19 protein-coding genes are annotated in these 18,823 nt (G+C 70.1%); 6 read left to right on the top strand and 13 right to left on the bottom strand.

From position 1 onward, the window contains the following. The first annotated feature begins 27 nt into the window (after positions 1-27). Both ASG71_RS11560 and ASG71_RS11555 read left to right on the top strand, forming a co-directional pair. Positions 28-1,689: an amidohydrolase gene (locus ASG71_RS11560; RefSeq protein ID WP_056739335.1), complete on the top strand. Its 1,662-nt coding sequence runs from the start codon at positions 28-30 to the stop codon at positions 1,687-1,689. A 124-nt stretch (positions 1,690-1,813) separates the two neighbouring features. Continuing rightward, positions 1,814-2,551 carry a polyprenol monophosphomannose synthase gene (locus tag ASG71_RS11555; RefSeq protein ID WP_056739334.1) on the top strand — a complete coding sequence of 246 codons (738 nt, stop codon included), beginning with the start codon at positions 1,814-1,816 and terminating at the stop codon, positions 2,549-2,551. Positions 2,552-2,641: 90 nt separating this feature from the next. On the opposite strand, the gene ASG71_RS11550 is transcribed toward ASG71_RS11555, so the two are convergent. The 4 genes from ASG71_RS11550 to ASG71_RS11535 all read right to left on the bottom strand — a co-directional run bounded on the left by ASG71_RS11550 (position 2,642) and on the right by ASG71_RS11535 (position 5,830). Then, on the bottom strand, positions 2,642-2,989 hold the full coding sequence (locus tag ASG71_RS11550) for an RNA polymerase-binding protein RbpA (RefSeq protein ID WP_026266329.1): 348 nt from the start codon (positions 2,987-2,989) through the stop codon (positions 2,642-2,644). 294 nt (positions 2,990-3,283) lie between these two features. After that, positions 3,284-4,321, bottom strand: a complete 1,038-nt coding sequence (locus ASG71_RS11545) for an SPFH domain-containing protein (RefSeq protein WP_200947985.1) — start codon at positions 4,319-4,321, stop codon at positions 3,284-3,286. A gap of 48 nt (positions 4,322-4,369) precedes the next feature. Next, complete coding sequence (locus ASG71_RS11540; RefSeq protein WP_056739332.1) at positions 4,370-4,831, bottom strand: NfeD family protein; 462 nt, start codon at positions 4,829-4,831, stop codon at positions 4,370-4,372. 129 nt (positions 4,832-4,960) lie between these two features. Continuing rightward, positions 4,961-5,830, bottom strand: coding sequence for a methyltransferase domain-containing protein (locus tag ASG71_RS11535; protein ID WP_056739330.1), 870 nt, complete (start codon positions 5,828-5,830; stop codon positions 4,961-4,963). A gap of 81 nt (positions 5,831-5,911) precedes the next feature. On the opposite strand from ASG71_RS11535, the gene ASG71_RS11530 reads away from it, so the two are divergent. Then, on the top strand, positions 5,912-7,993 hold the full coding sequence (locus tag ASG71_RS11530) for a S9 family peptidase (RefSeq protein ID WP_056739328.1): 2,082 nt from the start codon (positions 5,912-5,914) through the stop codon (positions 7,991-7,993). 15 nt (positions 7,994-8,008) lie between these two features. Here ASG71_RS11530 and ASG71_RS11525 read toward each other — a convergent pair whose 3' ends face one another. Further along, positions 8,009-8,698 carry a peptide deformylase gene (locus tag ASG71_RS11525; protein WP_056739327.1) on the bottom strand — a complete coding sequence of 230 codons (690 nt, stop codon included), beginning with the start codon at positions 8,696-8,698 and terminating at the stop codon, positions 8,009-8,011. Between the two features lie 9 nt (positions 8,699-8,707). Beyond that, positions 8,708-9,673, bottom strand: a complete 966-nt coding sequence (locus tag ASG71_RS11520) for a hypothetical protein (RefSeq protein WP_235564066.1) — start codon at positions 9,671-9,673, stop codon at positions 8,708-8,710. Positions 9,674-9,741: 68 nt separating this feature from the next. On the opposite strand from ASG71_RS11520, the gene ASG71_RS11515 reads away from it, so the two are divergent. Further along, positions 9,742-10,197 (top strand): nuclear transport factor 2 family protein, encoded by a 456-nt coding sequence (locus ASG71_RS11515; RefSeq protein WP_056739325.1) that lies wholly within the window; start codon positions 9,742-9,744, stop codon positions 10,195-10,197. Here the strand turns inward: ASG71_RS11515 and ASG71_RS11510 are convergent. Genes ASG71_RS11510 through ASG71_RS11500 form a run of 3 tightly spaced genes read right to left on the bottom strand, consistent with a single transcriptional unit; the run spans position 10,187 to position 13,233 of the window. Beyond that, a complete protein-coding gene (locus tag ASG71_RS11510) occupies positions 10,187-11,326 on the bottom strand; it encodes an FAD-dependent oxidoreductase (RefSeq protein WP_268760379.1) in 1,140 nt (379 codons plus the stop codon). The two genes, ASG71_RS11515 and ASG71_RS11510, sit on opposite strands and share 11 nt — an antisense overlap. Next, positions 11,299-12,000 carry a methyltransferase domain-containing protein gene (locus tag ASG71_RS11505; protein WP_056739322.1) on the bottom strand — a complete coding sequence of 234 codons (702 nt, stop codon included), beginning with the start codon at positions 11,998-12,000 and terminating at the stop codon, positions 11,299-11,301. Before ASG71_RS11505 ends, ASG71_RS11510 begins: the two co-directional genes overlap by 28 nt. A 9-nt stretch (positions 12,001-12,009) precedes the next feature. Continuing rightward, positions 12,010-13,233, bottom strand: a complete 1,224-nt coding sequence (locus tag ASG71_RS11500) for a type III polyketide synthase (RefSeq protein WP_056739320.1) — start codon at positions 13,231-13,233, stop codon at positions 12,010-12,012. A gap of 170 nt (positions 13,234-13,403) precedes the next feature. On the opposite strand from ASG71_RS11500, the gene ASG71_RS11495 reads away from it, so the two are divergent. Continuing rightward, positions 13,404-15,794 (top strand): ATP-binding cassette domain-containing protein, encoded by a 2,391-nt coding sequence (locus ASG71_RS11495; protein ID WP_056739318.1) that lies wholly within the window; start codon positions 13,404-13,406, stop codon positions 15,792-15,794. A 2-nt stretch (positions 15,795-15,796) separates the two neighbouring features. Here ASG71_RS11495 and ASG71_RS11490 read toward each other — a convergent pair whose 3' ends face one another. After that, a complete protein-coding gene (locus ASG71_RS11490) occupies positions 15,797-16,099 on the bottom strand; it encodes a helix-turn-helix transcriptional regulator (protein ID WP_056739316.1) in 303 nt (100 codons plus the stop codon). Between the two features lie 43 nt (positions 16,100-16,142). Between ASG71_RS11490 and map the strand changes: the two genes are divergently transcribed. Further along, positions 16,143-16,916, top strand: coding sequence for a type I methionyl aminopeptidase (gene map / locus ASG71_RS11485; protein ID WP_056739314.1), 774 nt, complete (start codon positions 16,143-16,145; stop codon positions 16,914-16,916). 171 nt (positions 16,917-17,087) lie between these two features. On the opposite strand, the gene ASG71_RS11480 is transcribed toward map, so the two are convergent. The 3 genes from ASG71_RS11480 to ASG71_RS11470 form a co-directional block, all read right to left on the bottom strand. Further along, the gene (locus ASG71_RS11480; RefSeq protein WP_056739312.1) at positions 17,088-17,555 is read right to left on the bottom strand and encodes a hypothetical protein; all 468 of its coding nucleotides are present in this window, start codon (positions 17,553-17,555) and stop codon (positions 17,088-17,090) included. An 87-nt stretch (positions 17,556-17,642) separates the two neighbouring features. Continuing rightward, entirely contained in the window at positions 17,643-18,176 is a 534-nt protein-coding gene (locus tag ASG71_RS11475; RefSeq protein ID WP_056739309.1) for a GNAT family N-acetyltransferase, read from the bottom strand. Positions 18,177-18,202: 26 nt separating this feature from the next. Continuing rightward, positions 18,203-18,766, bottom strand: a complete 564-nt coding sequence (locus ASG71_RS11470) for a cysteine hydrolase family protein (protein ID WP_056739307.1) — start codon at positions 18,764-18,766, stop codon at positions 18,203-18,205. Positions 18,767-18,823 lie beyond the last annotated feature (57 nt).

Below are 18,823 nucleotides of genomic sequence, written 5' to 3'. Positions count from 1 at the left end.
GGCACCAGCAACAAGGAGTATTCCGCCATGACCGCTTCACCGTCCCGGCCGCGCAAAGTGACGCTGTACCGCAACGGCTCCGTCTATACCGCTGCGGACCCCTTCGCCACCGCCATGCTGGTCGACGGCGACACCGTCGCCTGGGTCGGGTCGGAACACGCCGCGACGTCCATCGCGGACTCCAGCATGGAGGTCATCGACCTTAAGGGCGCCTTGCTCGCGCCGGGCTTCGTCGACTCCCACGTCCACCTGACAGAAACCGGCATTGCCCTGGAATCGCTCCGGCTCGGCGGAGTCCGGTCAGCGGCGGAGCTCCTCGACGCCGTCGCCGGCTTCGCAGCGGCGGGATCCGCCGCCGACGGCGCCGTCCTGGGCCACGGCTGGGACGAAACGCTCTGGACTGATCCGGCGCTGCCCACCCGCGCCGAACTCGAACGCGCCGCCGGTGGCCGTCCCGTCTACCTGTCCCGGGTAGACGTGCACTCAGCGCTGGTCTCGGACTCCCTCGCCGCCGCGGCAGGCCTCGGAACCCTGGACGGCACCGGCCCGGACGCGCAGGTCAAGCGTGCCGCCCACACCGCCGCCAGGCTGGCTGCCCGGAAACTTCCCGCAGCCGCCGTGACCGGCTACCAGCAGGCCGCCCTGACCGAGGCCGCCGCGAACGGCTACGTCGCGCTGGCCGAGATGGCGGCCCCGCACATCGGCAGCATCGAGGACCTCCGGCTCGCCGCCGGCTGGAACGCCGCGGACCGGACCGGGCGGCCGGCGCCGGAGATCCTGCCATACTGGGGCCAGCTGGCGGCCTCGGAGGAACACGCCCGCAGCATCCTGGAGACCCTGGGGGTGCCTGTCCTCGGCCTGGCCGGGGACCTGAACATGGATGGGTCCATCGGCTCGCGCACCGCCGCACTCCGCGAGGACTACAGCGACGCCGCGGGGGAGCGGGGCACCCGCTACCTCTCCGTGGACGAAGCGGCGGCGCACCTGGCCGCCTGCTCGCTCCTCGGCCTGCAGGCAGGCTTCCACGTCATCGGTGACGCCGGACTCGACGCCGCGCTTGAAGCCCTGGACCGTGCGGCCGCCGAGGTGGGCGAGCAGCGTATCCGCGCGGCTGGCCACCGCCTCGAGCATGTCGAAATCGCCGACGCCGCAGCGATCGCGCGGCTGGCGCACTTCTCGGTCACGGTCAGCGCCCAGCCCGCCTTCGACGCGCTCTGGGGCGGCCCGGACAGCCTCTACGCCCAGCGGCTGGGCGCACGCCACACGGCCATGAACCCGTTCGGGTCCTTCTTCTCGGCCGGCGTTCCGGTGTGCTTCGGCAGCGACAGCCCGGTCACGCCGCTGCGGCCCTGGTCCAGCGTCCGCGCCTGCCTCGAACACCACAACGACGCCGAGCGGATCTCCGCCCGTGCCGCTTTCCTCGGCCACACCCGGGCCGGCTGGCGGGCCGCCCGGTACCGCAACCCCATGGCCGGCCAGCTCGTGCCGGGCGCCCCGGCCAGCTTCGCCGTCTGGGAAGTGGAGGAGCTGATGGTGCAGGTGGCCGACGGCCGGGTCCAGTCCTGGAGCACGGACCCCCGTGCCCGGACCCCCCTGCTCCCTGCGCTGGACACCGGGACCGACCCGGTGTGCCTGCAAACGGTGCGCGACGGCGTCGAACTTTTCGCCAACGGCGCACTTCGCAGTTAGCTGCACAGCTAGCCGGCGCCCGGATCCGGTCCGCCGGCTGGCTATAATGGAGAGCTGTGCCTGTCGCCGGCCAACTGCCGGCAATCCCGGCCCTTCGACCGTTTCCCCAAGGAAAGGCCCCGCTGTGCGTGTCCTCACGATTATCCCGACCTACAACGAGCTGGAATCGTTGCCCAAGACCCTTGGGCGCCTGCGCACCGCCGTCCCCGCCTCCGACGTGCTCGTGGTCGACGACAACAGCCCGGACGGCACCGGAGAACTCGCCGACAGCATCGCGGCCACCGACAGCCAGGTCCACGTCCTGCACCGTGCCGGCAAGGCAGGCCTCGGCGCGGCGTACATTGCAGGGTTCAAGTGGGGCCTGGACGCCGGCTACGACATCCTCGTCGAGATGGACGCCGACGGTTCGCACAAGCCGGAGCAACTGCCGCAGCTGATCGAAGCGGTGGAGCAGGGCGCCGATCTCGCCATGGGCTCGCGCTGGGTCCCCGGCGGAAGCGTGGTGAACTGGCCGCTGTACCGCCAGGCCATCTCCCGCGTCGGCAGCACGTACGCCCGCGTCATGCTCGGCGTCAAGATCAAGGACGTCACCGGCGGCTTCCGCGCCTTCCGCCGGACCACGCTCGAAAAGCTCAATCTCGATTCGGTGGACTCGGTCGGCTACGGCTTCCAGGTGGACCTCGCCTGGCGCGTTGCCAAGCTGAGCCTGAACATTGTGGAGCGTCCCATCACCTTCGTGGAGCGCGAACTGGGCGCCTCGAAGATGAGCGGCAACATCGTGGTCGAGGCCATGATCAACGTCACCAAGTGGGGCCTCACCGCCCGCTGGAACACCCTCAGCCGCAAGCTCGGCCGCAGCTAGCCCCGGGCCGGCGCAACCGACAGACGCAAAACAGGCCGGGCCGGCACCTCTTGGAGGTGCCGGCCCGGCCTGTTTTCGTGGGGCGCAGCCTCAAGCGGAGCGGCGTTCCCCGCGGCGCTCACGCAGAATGGTGAGGCGGTCTTCGAGGATCTGCTCCAGCTCCGGCAGGGAGCGGCGTTCCAGCAGCATGTCCCAGTGCGTGCGGACGGCTTTTTCGTTGCTGTTGACGGGACGTTCGCCGTCGACCAGCAGCGCTTCCTTGCCGGTCTTGGAAACCCAGACCGGGGGAATCTCGGCCTCGGAGGAGAAGGTTACGAAGACCTGCTCGCCGTCCTCGCAGCGGTACTCAACCCGCTGGCGCGGAGCCGGTTCGACGCCGGATTCCGTCTCCATGCTCTGTGCGCCAAGGCGCATGCCCCGCAGGCTGCGATCGCTCATCTTTTCTCCCTTATGCTCGGTTCCCAGGGCCCGGCCCTGCGCCGGCTGGCGCCGCTAGGCGCCGCCGGACTATGTGGTGCATTGCGTTCCCGGTGCACCTGCAGGTGCACTTTTCACTGCCAAAATCGACATTAGGTTCAACGCGCCGCGAAGCTTAATTGTTCCAGCCAGCCGAACCGGCCGGACAAATACTCCACTATACGCGCCCGCCGTCCGCCAGGTAAAGCCGCCGGACCGCGAAGGCCCGCCCCGCCGGCGTGGCGGGGCGGGCCTTCGGGCCGCTGCAGTCTGTTCTCAGGCCTCGGGCGCAGAGCCTGGGGCCGACGTCGGCACCGGTGGCGCCACCGGGGCTGCGGCGGCCGGAACAGCAGCTGCAGCTCCTGCAGCCGCAACCGGAGCCTGCCGGCCGGGACGGCCGTCGGGGTTGCCGCCCGGGACGTGCTCGGCGTCGGCCGCGGGGCCGAAACCGCCCAGCGCGCCGCCGATGCCCTTGAGCGCTTCACCGACTTCGCTGGGGATGATCCAGAGCTTGTTGGACGTGCCCTCGGCGAGCTTCGGCAGCGTCTGCAGGTACTGGTAGGCGAGCAGCTTGTGGTCCGGGTTGCCCTTGTGGATGGCGTCGAACACCTTCTGGATCGCCTGGGCCTCACCGTCGGCCCGCAGGATCGCCGCCTGCGCGTCACCTTCGGCCTTGAGGATCGAGGACTGGCGCTGGCCCTCGGCGGTCAGGATGGCGGACTGCTTGGTGCCTTCGGCCGTCAGGATGGCCGCGCGGCGGTCCCGCTCGGCACGCATCTGCTTCTCCATCGAATCCTGGATGGAGTGGGGCGGGTCAATGGCCTTCAGCTCAACCCGGGAGACCCGGATGCCCCACCGGCCGGTCGCTTCATCCAGCACCCCGCGCAGCTGGCCGTTGATCTGGTCCCGGGAGGTCAGGGCCTCCTCGAGGTTCAGGCCGCCGACGACGTTGCGGAGCGTGGTGGTGGTGAGCTGTTCGACGGCCTGGATGTAGTTGGCGATCTCGTAGGTGGCGGCGCGCGCGTCGGTCACCTGGAAGTAGACGACCGTGTCGATGGACACCACGAGGTTGTCCTCGGTGATCACCGGCTGCGGCGGGAAGGACACGACCTGTTCGCGGAGGTCCAGGAGGGGCAGCAGCCGGTCAACAAAGGGAATCAGGAGCGTCAGGCCCGGATTCAATGTCCGCTGGTACTTCCCGAGGCGTTCCACGACGCCGGCGCGGGCCTGCGGAACAATCCGCACCGACCGCACGAGCACGATTATGACAAACGCTACGAGTACCAGCAGCACTACTGCGACTGCGATATCCATACATCACCTTTTCCCCAAATTGTGTGGTTATGGTTGGCGCGGCAGTTGCTACCGCGTCCCGGGTTCCTGCTGCGGAACGATCACCGCGGTGGCGCCGTCAATGGCGCTGACCACCGCACGCTGCCCGGGCGCCAGCTCTCCGGACACCGAGCGCGCGCTCCAGACGTCGCCGCCAATCTTGACCAGGCCGCCGTCGGAGTTGACCTGTTCCACGACGATGGCGGGTTCGCCAATCAGCCGTTCAATGTTGCTGCGCTGGTCAGCCGGACTGTTGCGCAAGTGCTTGAGCGCCACGGGGCGCACGAAGCCGATCATGAGCAGGGAAACGACGCTGAAGACAACGATCTGCAGCCACGGTTCGGCGCCGGCAAAATCCGCAATGAGCCCGGCCAGGGCGCCGCCGCCAAGCATGAAGAAGAAAAGATCGAGGGTGAGCATTTCCACCACGGCGAACACCAGGAACACCGTGAGCCACAGCGCCCACCAGTTTTCGGCCAGCCATTCGAACATTTCGTCCCCCTTGGCCACGCGCTGCGGGCGCTGCGGACGCAGACCCGGCGTGGCTTGGTTCCATCCTAAGCCGGGGGGCAAGCCCGTGGGACGGGGCGCCGCAGCCGGCCGGTGACCGTGGCCAAGTCGTTATTCCGCGGCGGCGGGACCGGGCGGCTCCAGCGGCGCGAAGACGCTGATCCGGAACCGGGCCGCGACCTCCGTGCGGGCCGGCAGCGCCGCGGTACGGGCCGCCAGCACCGCCCGGTCCAGGTGGTGGCCGGCTGGACCCATCAGGGCGAGGTTGGCCACGTCCGCCGGCGCCAGCTGAAGGGTGAGGTCGAGTTCGTGTTCGCCGGCTGCCCGGAAGTGGCCGGAGAGTGCGGCGGCCAGGCGTTCCTCCTTGGCCGGTTCGATCCCCAGCATGCCGGTATGTCCCGCCACCTCGGCCAGGTGCCCCGGCCGGGGCGTGACCACCACCAGCCGGCCGCCGGGGCGCAGCACGCGGGCGAACTCCGCCGCGTTGCGCGGCGCGAACACCACTGTCACGACGTCGACCGCGTCGTCCTCGAGCGGAAGCCGCTGCCACACATCGGCGACGATGCTGACGGCTTCTGGGTTCAGGCGGGCCGCACGGCGGAGCGCGAACTTCGAGATGTCCAGTCCGGCAGCAGCGGCAGGGACACGGTCCAGCAGCGCGCGCAGGTAGTGCCCGGTGCCGGTGCCGGCGTCGAGAACGGCGGCGCCGGGGGCTGCGAGGAACGGTGCGGCCAGTCCGGCGACGGCGTCAGCGAGGGGGCGGTAATGCCCGGCGGAGAGGAAATCAAAGCGCGCCGCGACCATGTCCGCGGCGTCCGCTTCGAAGACGGTGCCCTTGCCGGTGAGGAAGTTGAAGTAGCCCTGCCGGGCGGCGTCGAAGCTGTGACCGGCGGGACAGGCGAGGCGCCGTCCGCCGCCGTCAACCTCCAGCCGCTCCCGGCACACCGGGCAGGTCAGGGCGGGGAGGGTCCGGGCGAACATAGCCTCCATCGTACGGCGGCCGGAGGACTCGGCCCCGCGGGGTGTTTCACGTCACGTCCGTTCAGGGCTAGGCTCGCACTCGTGAAATCCCACCACCTGCCCCTGCTCAAGTCCGTTTCCGCCCCGACCGTGCACCCGGACGGCACCCGTGCCGTCGTGTCCGTGGTCCGGCCCGATTTCGATGCCGACGCCTATGTGGGCCAGTTGTGGAACGTGCCGGTGGACCCGGCGCTCCCGCCGCGCCGGCTGACCCGCGGTTTCCGCGACACGGCGCCGGCGTTTTCGCCGGACGGCCGGACCCTGGGCTTCCTTCGGGCCGCGGCCGGCGGAAAACCGCAGCTGCACGTCGTTGAAGCCGCCGGCGGGGAGCCGGTACCGGTCACCGCCGCACCGCTCGGCGTCAGCGCCTTCACCTGGGCCCCTGATTCACGCACCCTGGTCTTCAGCGCCCGAGACCCGGAGGAGGGCAGGTACGGCACCATCGACGGGGTCGGCGCCGGCGCCGAGGATGCCCGGCTGATCACGGAGTACAAATACCGGATGAACGGGGTCGGCTACACGACGGACAAGCCGGTTCAGCTGTTCGCCGTCGACGTCCCGGACCTGGCCGCCGAACCTCCGGTGGCGCCCGCGGGACGGGCCCTGAAGGCCGGTGCCGGCAGCCCTGACGGGGAAGACGACGGCGTGCCGGCGGCCCGGCAGCTGACGGCCGCGCGCACCGACCATTCCGGCGCTTCCTGCAGCGCCGACGGCCGCTACGTGTACTTCACCGCTGCCCTGCACGAGGGGAGCGACAGCGACCTGGGCAGCGGGATCTACCGCCTTCCGCTGGGTCCGGCCGCGCCGTCGGACCCGGAAGATCTCACCCCGGCCGACCTTGGCCGGCTGTCGGTGGCCGCGGTCCGTGAAAGCCGGGACGGACACTGGCTCTACTTCACCGCCCAGGACATCGGCGCGTCGGGACGCGACTTCGTGGCCCGTAACACGGCGCTGTACATCATGCCCGCCGGTGGCGGCGACGCGGTCCGGCTCAGCGACCCGGAGACCGCGGACCTGGCCGCCGGCGGCATCGAACCCCGCGGCGCCGACGGTGCCCTGGTGCTGAACAACGCCCGCGGCACGGTCCAGTTGCTGGCCTTCGGCCCGGAAGGACGCTCCGAGGTGCTGCTCGACGGGGACAGGGTGGTCACCGGCGCGGCGGAAGCCGGAGGTGTCGTGGTGCTCAGCTTCGCCGACGCGCAGAGCGCCGGCGATGTGGCGGTCCTGCGGGAGGCGCAGCAGGAGGGAGCGCGGGATGACAGTGCCCGGCTCCGGGTCCTGACGGACTTCTCCGCACCGTTGCGGACCGACGCCGGGATCATCGCCCCGCAGGAGCTGACGTTCGCCTCGGCCGACGGTTACCCGGTGCACGGCTGGCTGGTCCGGCCGGAGGGCGAGGGCCCGCACCCGGTGCTGCTGAACATTCACGGCGGCCCGTTCGCGCAGTTCACCGGCGCCCTCTTCGACGAGGCGCAGGTTTACGCCGCTGCCGGGTACGCGGTCCTAATGTGCAATCCGCGCGGCTCGGCGGGCTACGGCCAGGCGCACGGACGCGCCATCAAGGAGCGGATGGGCACGCTGGACATGGCGGACGTCCTGGCGTTCCTGGACGGGGCGCTGGAGAAATTCGAGGAACTCGACGGGGGCGCCCTGGGCATCATGGGCGGCTCGTACGGCGGCTACCTCACCGCCTGGACCATCAGCCACGACCACCGGTTCAAGGCCGCCATCGTCGAGCGCGGCTTCCTGGATCCGGTGAGCTTCACCGGCAGCGCCGACATCGGCTGGTTCTTCGGCGGCGAGTACACCGGAACGGATCCCGACCAGGTGACGGCCCAGAGCCCGATGGCCAGGGTGGACCAGGTGCGGACCCCGACCCTGGTGGTGCACAGCGAGGAAGACCTGCGCTGCCCCGTGGAGCAGGGCCAGCGGTACTTCACGGCGCTCAAGCGGCTGGGCGTGGAGGCAGCCTTCCTGGTCTTCCCCGGGGAAAACCACGAGCTGTCGCGCTCCGGTACCCCGCACCACCGCCGGCAGCGCTTCGACGAGATCCTGCGGTGGTGGGCGCGGCACCTTCCGACGGCGTCGAACCCGTCCCCGGCGGACGCGCCGGCCGCCGGCTAGGAGCGTCGGACCCGGCTAGGCCCCGCCCGGCAGGAACCCGAGTTCCTGCCGGGCAAGGCTGATGTCCGGCTGGGACCAGCGGGAGGCGTACTCAGCGTTGCTGCTCAGGGAGCGCAGTTCCGCGCGGTCAAGGTACAGGATGCCGTGCAGGTGGTCGGTTTCATGCTGCACGATGCGGGCCTGCCAGCCGCTGAACTCCTGCTGCTGCCGGGTGCCGTCCGCCGCGGTGAAGTCCAGCCGGACAGCCGTCGGCCGGCGCACCGCGGCCTGCAGCCCGTTGACGGACAGACAGCCCTCGTAGAAGGCGGAGTGGGCCGACCCCAACGGGGTGTACTCAGGGTTCAGCATGGCGAAGAACGGCAGGGGTTCCCGGCCGCGGGCCGCCGCGACCAGCGGATCGACCTCGAAGTTGTCTTCAAGCACGGCCAGCTGCAGGGGAATCCCAAGCTGCGGAGCGGCGAGGCCGACCCCCGGCGCCTTGTGCATCACCCGGCGCATCAGGTCGATCAGGCGGCCCAGCCGTTCCTCGTCGAGCTGGCCGGTGAACGGGACCGCCCGGTGGCGGAGGACCGGGTGGCCCACCTGGACGATGGGCGGCAGCACCCCGGCGTCGAGGACGTGGTCCACCAGCTCCCGGATCTGGTCGTCGCTGGCCCCGCTCAACGGGGCGTCGTGGTTGGCTTCGTTCCTGGCGTCTGCAGACATGGCACCAGACTACTGGCGCCGGCAGGCGGAGGTGACGAAGTCGTAGATTTGTCCGCGCAGTGCTGCTCCTGCGGCCACCTTCAGCACGCCGTCCCGCCCTCCGGCCGAGATGGTCAGCGGGAGCAGCGTTCCCACCTTGTCCTCCGCGACGGCGTGCGGGTCGCAGCGGGCCGGCCGGATGCCCAGGCGCAGCACGCGTTCCGGCCCGCCCGCGACGATCCGCACCGGCCCGGGCCACGGAAGGGCCGGGTCCTCCGCCAGCAGCGTGGTGCCGCCGACGCCGTTGAGGACCAGGAAGCTGCCGGAGCCGGAGCGTGCCGGGGTAATGACCAGGCGCAGGACGGCGGTCCGGCCGTCCGGGGAGCGTTCCAGGCCCGGGCCGAGCCGGAAGGCCGCGACCTCGGCCGCTGCCCGGGCCAGGCAGAGCTCATCGTGGTTCCGGACAAGGACACCGAAGGGGTCTTCCGCGGCGGCCCGGACGGACGCTTCCGGAGAGCCGTCGGCGGAGGTTAACCGGACCACGACGGTGGCCGTCCCGGCGGCCTTGCCGGAGGGCGCCGGGCGGCAGTGCGCGGCGGGCAACCGCACGGAAAGGCTTTTCACCTGGCCCGGCGGTAACTCCGTTCCGGCTGGTGACGCCCAGCGGGCGCCGGCAGGGAAGAGCGGGCTGTGCAGCGTGGCCGCGACCGCAGTGATCGCTGCACTGCCGGTGTTGGTCAACTGGATTTCGACAACCTGCTTGCCGTAGTTGTCGCGGAACTGGCTGATCGAGGCGCTCAGCGGCGCGGGGCGGCCGGTCGGGGAGGAGGTCCCGCCGGCGGGCGTTACCGGGCCGGTGGTCGTCCCGGAGGCGTCCGCGCCGGGACCTGCCCCGGAGAGCCCGGTACCGGTGCTGCACGAAGCCGCCGCCAGCAGGAGCGCCGCCATCCCCAGCCGGGGCAGGGACCGGCGCAGGGAGGATGGAAGGCTGCCCATGCGGCCAGTGTAGGCGGCGGCCCCGGCCGCGGGACAGTGCCGGGGGCCGGGTGGGCTAGTCTCGGTCCATGACTTCCCGCGCTGCTGCCCATCCGCTGCCTCCGGGGACCAGTCCGCTTGATCGCGTGCTGGGCCTGCTGCGTGCCCTCGAAACCGGGGGCGCGGCCGCGCTGGACCCGTTCCTGGCACCCGGCTACGTGCTGACCGAGGCTCCCAGCCTTCTCGCGCCGCAGGGGTCCGTCCGAACGCGGTCCGAGGTCCTGGCCGGCGCCGAGCGCAGCGGGGAGGTCGTCGTCGGCCAGCGCTTCGAGGTCCGCCGCAGCACCTGCGAGGCAGGCCGGGTGGTGGTGGAAGCGGACTGGTCGGCGGTCCTGCAACTGGGACTTCCCTATTGGGACGCGGGAGAAGAGATCCGGGCCAGTACGGTCGCCGTCTTCGAGGTCCGGGACGGCCTGGTCACCAGCCAGCACAGTTACGACTGTTACCACCGGCCCGACGAGCCCGGCCCGACGGCTACTGCATAGTGAAGCGGCGGGCGACGAAACGGTTGACCGCCGGCACCGCGGCCGCGGCGGCGATACCGCCGTTCCGGACGACCAGCAAGCCTGCGGGCAGGGGCCGGCCGAGCGCCATGTTGATCTCGGCCTGCCGGGCCGCGCGTGCCGCCTGGCGCACCCGCGCCGCTTCGTAGCCGGCAAGCCCCTCGCCGCTCCCGGCCAGAAGCGGCGGCACCAGCGGCGCCAGGGCCACGGCATCCAGCCAGCCCAGGCTCATGCCCTGGCCGCCGATCGGGCTGATCTCATGGGCCGCGTCACCGATCAGGACGGTACGGCCGTGCACCATCCGCCGGACCAGCCTCGACCGGACACCGAAACTGCTGAGCATGCTGTTGCTCCCGGGGTCCACCTCGGTTCCGGTCCGCCGTCGCACTTCCCCGGCGAGCCAGCCGGCGTCCGCGCCGTGCCCGGCCGGGCCCAGCCGGACCACCCAGCGCCGCAGCATCCCGGGCAGCGGAAAGGATTCGACGATGCCTTCCCGGGCCAGGAACAGCGCCGCGTCCGCACCGAGCCCGGTGCCGTCCGCGAAGTCGCCCATCAGGTAGCGGTCCGGGTAGTCCTTGCGGCGCAGCGGCGGGGCGAGGATGGTCCTGGCCATCGAGCCGACGCCGTCCGCGGCGATCACGAGGGGCGCCCGGAACTCCAGCTCCCGGCCGCCGTGCCGTGCCGTGACCGTGACCCCGCCGTCCTGCTCGCGCAGTCCGGACACCTCCACGCCCCGGCGCAGCGTCCCGGCAGCGAGGGCTCCGACGCGTTCCTCCAGCACGGCCTCGGTGCGGTCCTGCGGGACGGACAGGACGAACGGGTAGCTGCCCGACACGCGGGCGAAGGACATTTCCGCGACGGTGGTGCCGCCGTGCAGGGCCCTGCCGCGCCGGATCGGGACGCCCTGGCGGATCAGGTCCTGGTCGGCGCCGATCCATGCCAGCGCCGCCAGCGCCGGGGGATGGATGCCGATGGCCCTCGGGTGCGCCGCGGGGGAGGTGCGCCGTTCCAGCACCGTGACCTCCAGCCCAAGCTGCAGCAGCAGGGCGGCCATGAAAAGACCGACCGGGCCGCCGCCGATGATCACGACGCCGGACACGGCTTCTCCCACACCAGCAGGTTGCGGAAGGGAGAGCGCCGCTCCACGGTCCAGCCCGGGGGAGCGGCGGCGGCAAGTTCGGCCTCCGTGTAGCTGCGCCGGATGGAGGTCAGCCCGTCGCGCCTGATGAAGGACCCGGTGAACGGCAGGGCGGCCGCCCAGAACAGCGCATAGGCCGCCGGGCTGCGGCGGAGGTCGTTGTGGATCACCCGCATAGTGGCGAGCTCCGCGGAATCGGCCAGGAAAGCGGTGAACTCTCCGGGCGCCAGGTGGTGCAGCACGTGGTTGGACACGACGACGTCGAAGCGCGCGCCCGCCGCGAGCAGGTCCCGGGTCGACTGCCGCCGGAACGAGACCCCTGCGCGGGGAGGGCGCCGGGCCGCGAAGGCCGCGGCCCGGCGGTCCGGGTCCACCGCGGTGATCTCCAGGCGCAACCCGTCCCGGGCCGCCCAGCGGGACAGCAACAGCGGCACGTCGCCGCCGCCGCAACCAATATCCAGCAGCGTCGTGGTGCCGGCCGCGGAGAGCAGCGGCCTCAGCTCCCGGCGGTAAATGCCCTGCCAGCCGGAAACGGCCCGGTTCACCACCCCGAACTGTGCGTAGGTGCGCTCCAGCCGTCCGGCGTCGCAGTCCGGCCGGTCCATCTCCTCGACGGCATCGAGGGCGCGGCCGCGCAGCAGGTCCATCCCGGCGGATCAGACCGGCGCGGTAACCGGCCGCCGGACTGCGTCGGAGTCCGCGCCGCCGGACCGCGGGGCGGTCAGCCGGGTGAACAGCGCCGTCTCCACGGTCAGGCCTGGCCCGAAGGCCATCGAGCAGATCCGTTCTTCGCCTTCCTCCCGCCGCGGGCTTTCAGCGGCCGGGGCCGGGTCTTCCGCCGGCTGGTCCAGGATGTGCCGGAGCACGAACAGCACCGTGGCGCTGCTCATGTTGCCGAAGTTGCGCAGGGTTTCGCGGGCAGGAACCAACTGTTCGTCGCTGAGCTCCAGCCTGGCCTGGACCTTGTCGAGGATGCTGCGCCCACCGGGATGGATCGCCCAGTGCCGGATATCCCGGTAGGGCAGACCGGCCAGCGAGGCATCCTGGGACAGGAGCGGGTCCAGCGCGCCGATGATGTGGTCGTCGATGATGTGCGGGACGTAGCTGCCCAGGATCATCTCGAAGCCCTCGTCGCCGATGTTCCAGGCCATCGCCTCCTCGCCCACGGGCGTCAGGACGGTCTCGAACCGGTCCAGGGTCATCAGCGCCGGCTGGTCCGGCAGTTCGCGGGAACTGACGACGGCGGCCGCGGCGCCGTCGGCGAACAGTGCCGAGCCCATGATGGTGTCCGGATCGTTCGAGGTCCTCACATGGAGGGAGCAGAGTTCGGCGCACACCACGAGCACGACAGCGTCCGGGTCGGCGTCGCAAAACGACTTGGCAGCGCGCAGGGCCGGGAACGCGGCGTAGCAGCCCATGAAGCCCAGGTGGTAGCGCTGGACCGCGGGATTCAACCCGAGGGCGCGGACAATCTTGTAGTCGGGCCCCGGGTTGAAGAACCCGGTGCAGGAGACCGTCACGAGGTGCGTAATCATCCGCCGGTCCATGCCGGGGCAGGCGTCCACCGCCTTTTCGGCCGCCTCGATGAAGAGCTTGGCCGCCTCGGCGGCGAAGATATCGTTCCGGGTCTTCGTGCTGGGACTGAGCAGCAGCCCGGTCGCCTGGTCAAAGAATTTCGGGTTCTCCGCCCTGGCGCCCGTGGTCAGTTCCTCGACGGCGGTGTACCGGGTGTCGATGGCGGCTGAGTCGAAGCAGGTGCTCACCAAGCGGGAACCCAGCCTGCTCAGCCCCGGCTGGGCCGCGAACACGTCGCGGGCTTCGGCCTGGATCAGCACGGTGGGCGGGACAGCTGTTTCGAGGGACCTCAGGTAGACCGTCATGGTTCATTCTTAGTGAGGCCGCCGGTTAAGGCAATGCCCGTCGCCGCGCCGCCGCGCCTGCGCCCGGCACCGGTCCGGCGCGCCCGGCCGCTGTTCTAAGCTGGTCACAACCAGCCAGGCCGCGGCCTCCGGACCACGGCCGGAGGCCCCGCGACGCAGAGGGAGAAACCATGGACCTGCCCCACCCGGACGCACCGCCTGCGTCGCCGCATGTGGCCGACACGCACGACCTGATCCGCGTCCAGGGCGCCCGGGAGAACAATCTCAAGGACATCAGCGTCGAGATCCCGAAGCGCCGCCTGACGGCGTTCACCGGCGTGTCCGGATCCGGCAAGAGCTCGCTGGTGTTCGCCACCATCGCCGCGGAGTCCCAGCGGATGATCAACGAAACCTACAGCGCGTTCGTCCAGGGCTTCATGCCGGCGCTGTCGCGGCCGGACGTGGATGTCCTCGAAGGCCTGACGACGGCGATCATCGTGGACCAGGAGCGGATGGGCTCGAACCCGCGCTCCACGGTCGGCACCGCCACCGACGCGAACGCGATGCTCCGGATTCTCTACAGCCGGATCGGACAACCCCACGTTGGGCCGCCGACGGCGTTCTCCTTCAACGTCCCGACGCGGAAGGCCAGCGGGGTGATGAGCACGCAGAAGAGCGGCCGGGTCGAGAAGCAGGTGGTGAACGAGGCCGTCTATCTCGGCGGCATGTGCCCCCGCTGCGAGGGCATGGGGTCGGTCTCAGACTTCGACCTCACCGCGCTATACGACGACAGCAAGTCGCTGGCCGATGGGGCGCTCACCATTCCCGGCTACAGCATGGATGGCTGGTATGGCCGGATCTTCAGCGGGTCCGGCTTCTTCGACATGGACAAGCCGATCAGCAAGTACACCAAGAAGCAGCTCCACGACCTGCTCTACAAGGAACCCACCAAAATCAAGGTTGAAGGCATCAACCTCACCTACGAGGGCCTGATCCCGAAAATCCAGAAGTCCATGCTCTCCAAGGATCCGGACTCCATGCAGCCGCACATCCGCGCGTTCGTGGACCGGGCCATCACCTTTGCCACCTGCCCCGAATGCGGCGGGACCCGGCTCAGCCAGGAAGCCCTGTCCGCCAAGGTCAACGGGAAAAACATCGCCGAGGTGTGTGCCATGCAGATCAGCGACCTGGCCGGCTGGGTCCGCGAGCTCGACGAGCCGTCCGTGGCGCCGCTGCTGGGCGGGCTCCAGCACCTGCTGGATTCCTTTGCCGCGATCGGGCTGGGCTACCTCTCGCTGGACCGCCCGGCCGGCACCCTCTCCGGGGGAGAGGCGCAGCGGACCAAGATGATCCGCCATCTGGGCTCTTCGCTCACCGACGTCACGTACGTCTTTGACGAGCCCACGATCGGACTGCATCCGCACGACATTGAACGGATGAACGGCCTGCTGCTGCAGCTCCGGGACAAAGGCAACACGGTGCTCGTCGTCGAGCACAAGCCCGAAACCATCGCGATCGCCGACCACGTCATCGACCTGGGCCCGGGGGCCGGGACCGCCGGCGGCGAGGTCGTCTTCGAGGGCACCGTCGAGCAGTTGCGGGGGAGCGGCACCACCACCGGCCGGCATTTTGATGACCGGGCGGCCCTGAAACCCGCCGTGCGGGCAGCGTCGGGAACGCTCCCGGTGCGGGGCGCATCGACCCACAACCTCCGGGACGTCGACGTCGACCTTCCGCTCGGGGTGCTGTGCGTCCTCACCGGAGTGGCCGGGTCCGGCAAGAGTTCACTCATCAGCGGCTCCGTGGCCGGCCGGGACGGCGTCGTGGTCATCGACCAGGGCGCGATCCGCGGTTCACGCCGCAGCAATCCGGCGACGTACAGCGGGCTGCTCGAACCGATCCGGAAAACGTTCGCGAAGGTCAACGGCGTGAAGCCGGCGCTCTTCAGTTCCAACTCCGAGGGTGCCTGCCCTGCGTGCAACGGCGCCGGGGTGATTTACACCGACCTCGGCGTCATGGCGACGGTGGAGACGACCTGCGAGGAATGCGAAGGCCGGCGCTTCCAGGCCGCGGTCCTGGAGTACACCCTGGCCGGGCGCAACATCGCCGAAGTCCTGGCCATGTCCGTCACGGAGGCCCTCGGGTTCTTCGCCGAGGGGGAGTCGGCAACACCGGCAGCGCACCGGATCCTGGAGCGGCTCGCCGACGTCGGACTCGGCTACCTCAGCCTGGGCCAGCCGCTGACGACGCTTTCCGGCGGCGAGCGGCAGCGGCTCAAGCTCGCCAGCCAGATGGCGGAGAAAGGCGCCATCTATGTCCTGGACGAACCGACCACCGGGCTGCACCTGGCGGACGTCGAGAACCTGCTGGCACTGCTGGACCGGATGGTCGACGCGGGCAAGTCGGTGATGGTGATCGAGCATCACCAGGCGGTCATGGCGCACGCGGACTGGATCATCGATCTGGGCCCGGGCGCAGGACACGACGGCGGCCGGATCGTCTTCGAGGGCACGCCGGCCGACCTGGTCGCGGCGCGCTCCACCCTGACCGGCCAGCACCTGGCCGCGTACGTCGGAGCGTAGCCCTACGAGGCCAGCCGTTCGGGGGAAAGCCGCTCGGGGGCGTCCGGGCGGGCGCCGCCGGCGGGGTGGCTGATCTCGGCCCAGACCGCGTCGAGGGAGAGCCCGAGGACACCGGCGATCGCGGCGATCGTTGGGAAGGCAGGGGTTGCAATGCGTCCCGTTTCGATTTTACGGAGCGTCTCCGGTGAGACCTGTGCCTCGAGCGCGACCTCCAGCATGGGGCGGTCCGCCCTGGCGCGGCGCAACAAGGCACCGAGGCGCTGTCCGCGCTCGACCTCTTCGCCCGTGAGCGGCAATCTGACCATGGCACCGAGTATAGCGGGATTATATGGCCGGTATAATAATTGGATGATCGAGATTTTGAATGCCGCCGAACTGGACCGCGCACGCCAGACAGGTGCCGTGGTCGCGGATATCCTGCAGACCCTAAGGAACCGCACCACCGTGGGAACGAACCTGCTGGACATTGACCGCTGGGCCCGGAGCATGATCGCCGACGCCAGTGCCTCGTCCTGCTACGTCGACTATGAGCCGTCCTTCGGGCGCGGACCCTTCGGGCACTACATCTGCACGGCCGTCAACGATGCCGTCCTGCACGGACTGCCGCGCGATTACACCCTCGCCGACGGCGACCTGCTGACACTGGATCTTGCCGTCTCCAAGGCCGGGATCGCCGCGGATTCGGCCATCAGTTTCATCGTGGGGGAGTCACAACCGCCGGAAAGCGTCGCGCTGATCAATGCCACGGAGCGCGCCCTGGCTGCAGGGATCGAGGCCGCCGGTCCGGGGGCCCGCATCGGTGACATCGCCTACGCCATCGGAGCTGTCCTGAGCGAGGCGGGATATCCGATCAACACCGAGTTCGGCGGCCACGGCATCGGCTCGACGATGCACCAGGAACCGCACGTTCCGAACACCGGCCGCCAGGGCCGCGGCTATGAACTGCGGCCGGGCTTGCTCCTGGCCCTGGAGCCGTGGGTGATGACGGACACGGCGAAGCTGATCACGGATCCGGACGGCTGGACGCTGCGCAGCGTCACAGGATGCAGGACGGCCCACAGTGAGCACACAATCGCCATCACGGACGACGGAGCGGAAATTCTCACCACCGCGACGGCGTAAGGATCAACGTTCGGACGACGTTAGGAACGCCGGCCAGGACTGCAATGTTGCCGCCACGGCGGATCCACCCAGCCCCTTTCGGCCACTCCTGCCTAACGCCGATAATCTACATTATGTAAAGTAGAGCGAAAAGAGGATGCCCCAATTCCTCCCCGCAATACCGGCCTACATCTACGGGCTGACCCGCTTCACGCCGGCCGGGCGTGGCCTCCCCGGATCCAGGAGGAAGTACGCGGCGGTGCCAAAAACCGAACCGCCGATGCACAACAGCGTCACCAGGATGGGTGCGGAGAACACCGGCACCATGGAACTGACATTGACCACGAGCGGAAACCACAGAGCGGACCAGACCACAACGCTAAGCCAGCACGCCCAGCGCCCGCCTTTGCGCAACAGGAGGAAGGCGCAGGCGCCCAAAATGGCAGCAAGCAGGCCGGCCGAGATTCCGATGAAGGGTCCCCGGAGCACGTCGCCATCGATCGTATGCCCCCGGGCCCGCAGGGCCGCCGCCGTTTGGGCGAGGCGGAAAGAGCCCGCAACGACGACGGAGGCACCGCCCAGGAAGAACATCAGATGCACCGCCTGTATGGCCCGGTATACCCCGATGCGGCTCCCCTGCCGCCCCTGCTCCCCCGTCATGCCCTGACAGTACGCCCCCGAGGGGTGTCCGTCGATTGGCCGAGGCACATCGACGTCCGCGCGCCGCCGCCCTGGGGCCGAGGGCCGTCAGGGTGCGGTCTGCCCGGCGGTATCGATCCAGTACCGCCGCTTGCCGTTGCGGGTGTCTTCGTAGATCCCGCCGTTCCTTTCGATGGTCGCCCTGGATCCGGCGTTGTCCTCGTCGCACGTAATGAGGGCCCGGGAAATACCGAGGTCCCTGGCGACGGGCATCGCATCGGACAGCGCCTGCGCCGCATGGCCGCGCCGCCGCGCGGACGGCCTGACGCTGTAGCCGATGTGGCCGCCTTCGTTGAAGAGGAAGCTGTTCAGCTCGTGCCGGATGGCCAGCGAGCCCAGGAACCTGTCTCCGTCCACGATCCACAGGTAGGTGCATGGGACGTACCCCGGCCTCCGGGGGCTTTCGGGCAAGGCATCGGCAACGAGCGCACGCACGAAGCGGCCAAAAGTGGTGGCGTCCGTGAGCTCCTCCAGCGGCCAGTCCTCCGCGCCGCCGCCGTCCCTGCGGCCGCCGTCGAACTCTACCGACCCCTCCAGCCAGGAGGCGTGATAACTGACATCGGGGACGATAAGGCGGGCCATCCCCCGATCCTACGTGCCGGGACCGGTCAGGGCGCCCCGCCGTCGAAGGCCACGGCACTGGTGGCCACGACCGCCGCAGTCCGCCCCGGAGCCGCATGGTTCTCCCAGTAAAGGTTCGTGTGCGCAATGACCAGCTCGGGCGGCGGAGCGCCCCAGTCCGAGAGGTCCTCCGTCGTGTGGGCGTCGGCGACGAGTGTCACGTCGTAACCGCGGACAAAAGCTCCGTGAATCGTCGACCGGATACATTCGTCTGTTTGCGCGCCCGCAACGACGAGCCGCCCGACGCCGGCGGCGGCCAGGGCGTCTTCGAGGTCCGTGCCCTCAAAGGAATCCCCGTAGGACTTGTGCACCAGCGTTTCGTGCCCGGCCCGCGACAACTCGGGGACGAACTGCCACGCGTCACTCCCCCGCGCCAGCTGCGCATCCGAATGCTGGACCCAGACGACCGGAACGGCGGCAGCCCGGGCCTTGTCCACCAGTTCGGCGATCTTCGCGACGACGGCGTCGCGGCGGTACGCACCCTCGACCACGCCGTTCTGCACATCGATCACGATCAGGGCGGTGCGGGGCCGGTCGGGCAGCGTGGTCATTGGTAAGCCTCCTGCGTGGGCGGGTCTGGGGACAGACTAGACCCGGGCGGGGCCCGA

Source organism: Arthrobacter sp. Soil763 (assembly GCF_001428365.1).
In the GTDB taxonomy this organism is placed as follows: Bacteria; Actinomycetota; Actinomycetes; order Actinomycetales; family Micrococcaceae; genus Arthrobacter.
The sequence above is the reverse complement of the archived record's forward strand: the minus strand, read 5'-3'. Positions and strand labels throughout refer to the sequence as shown.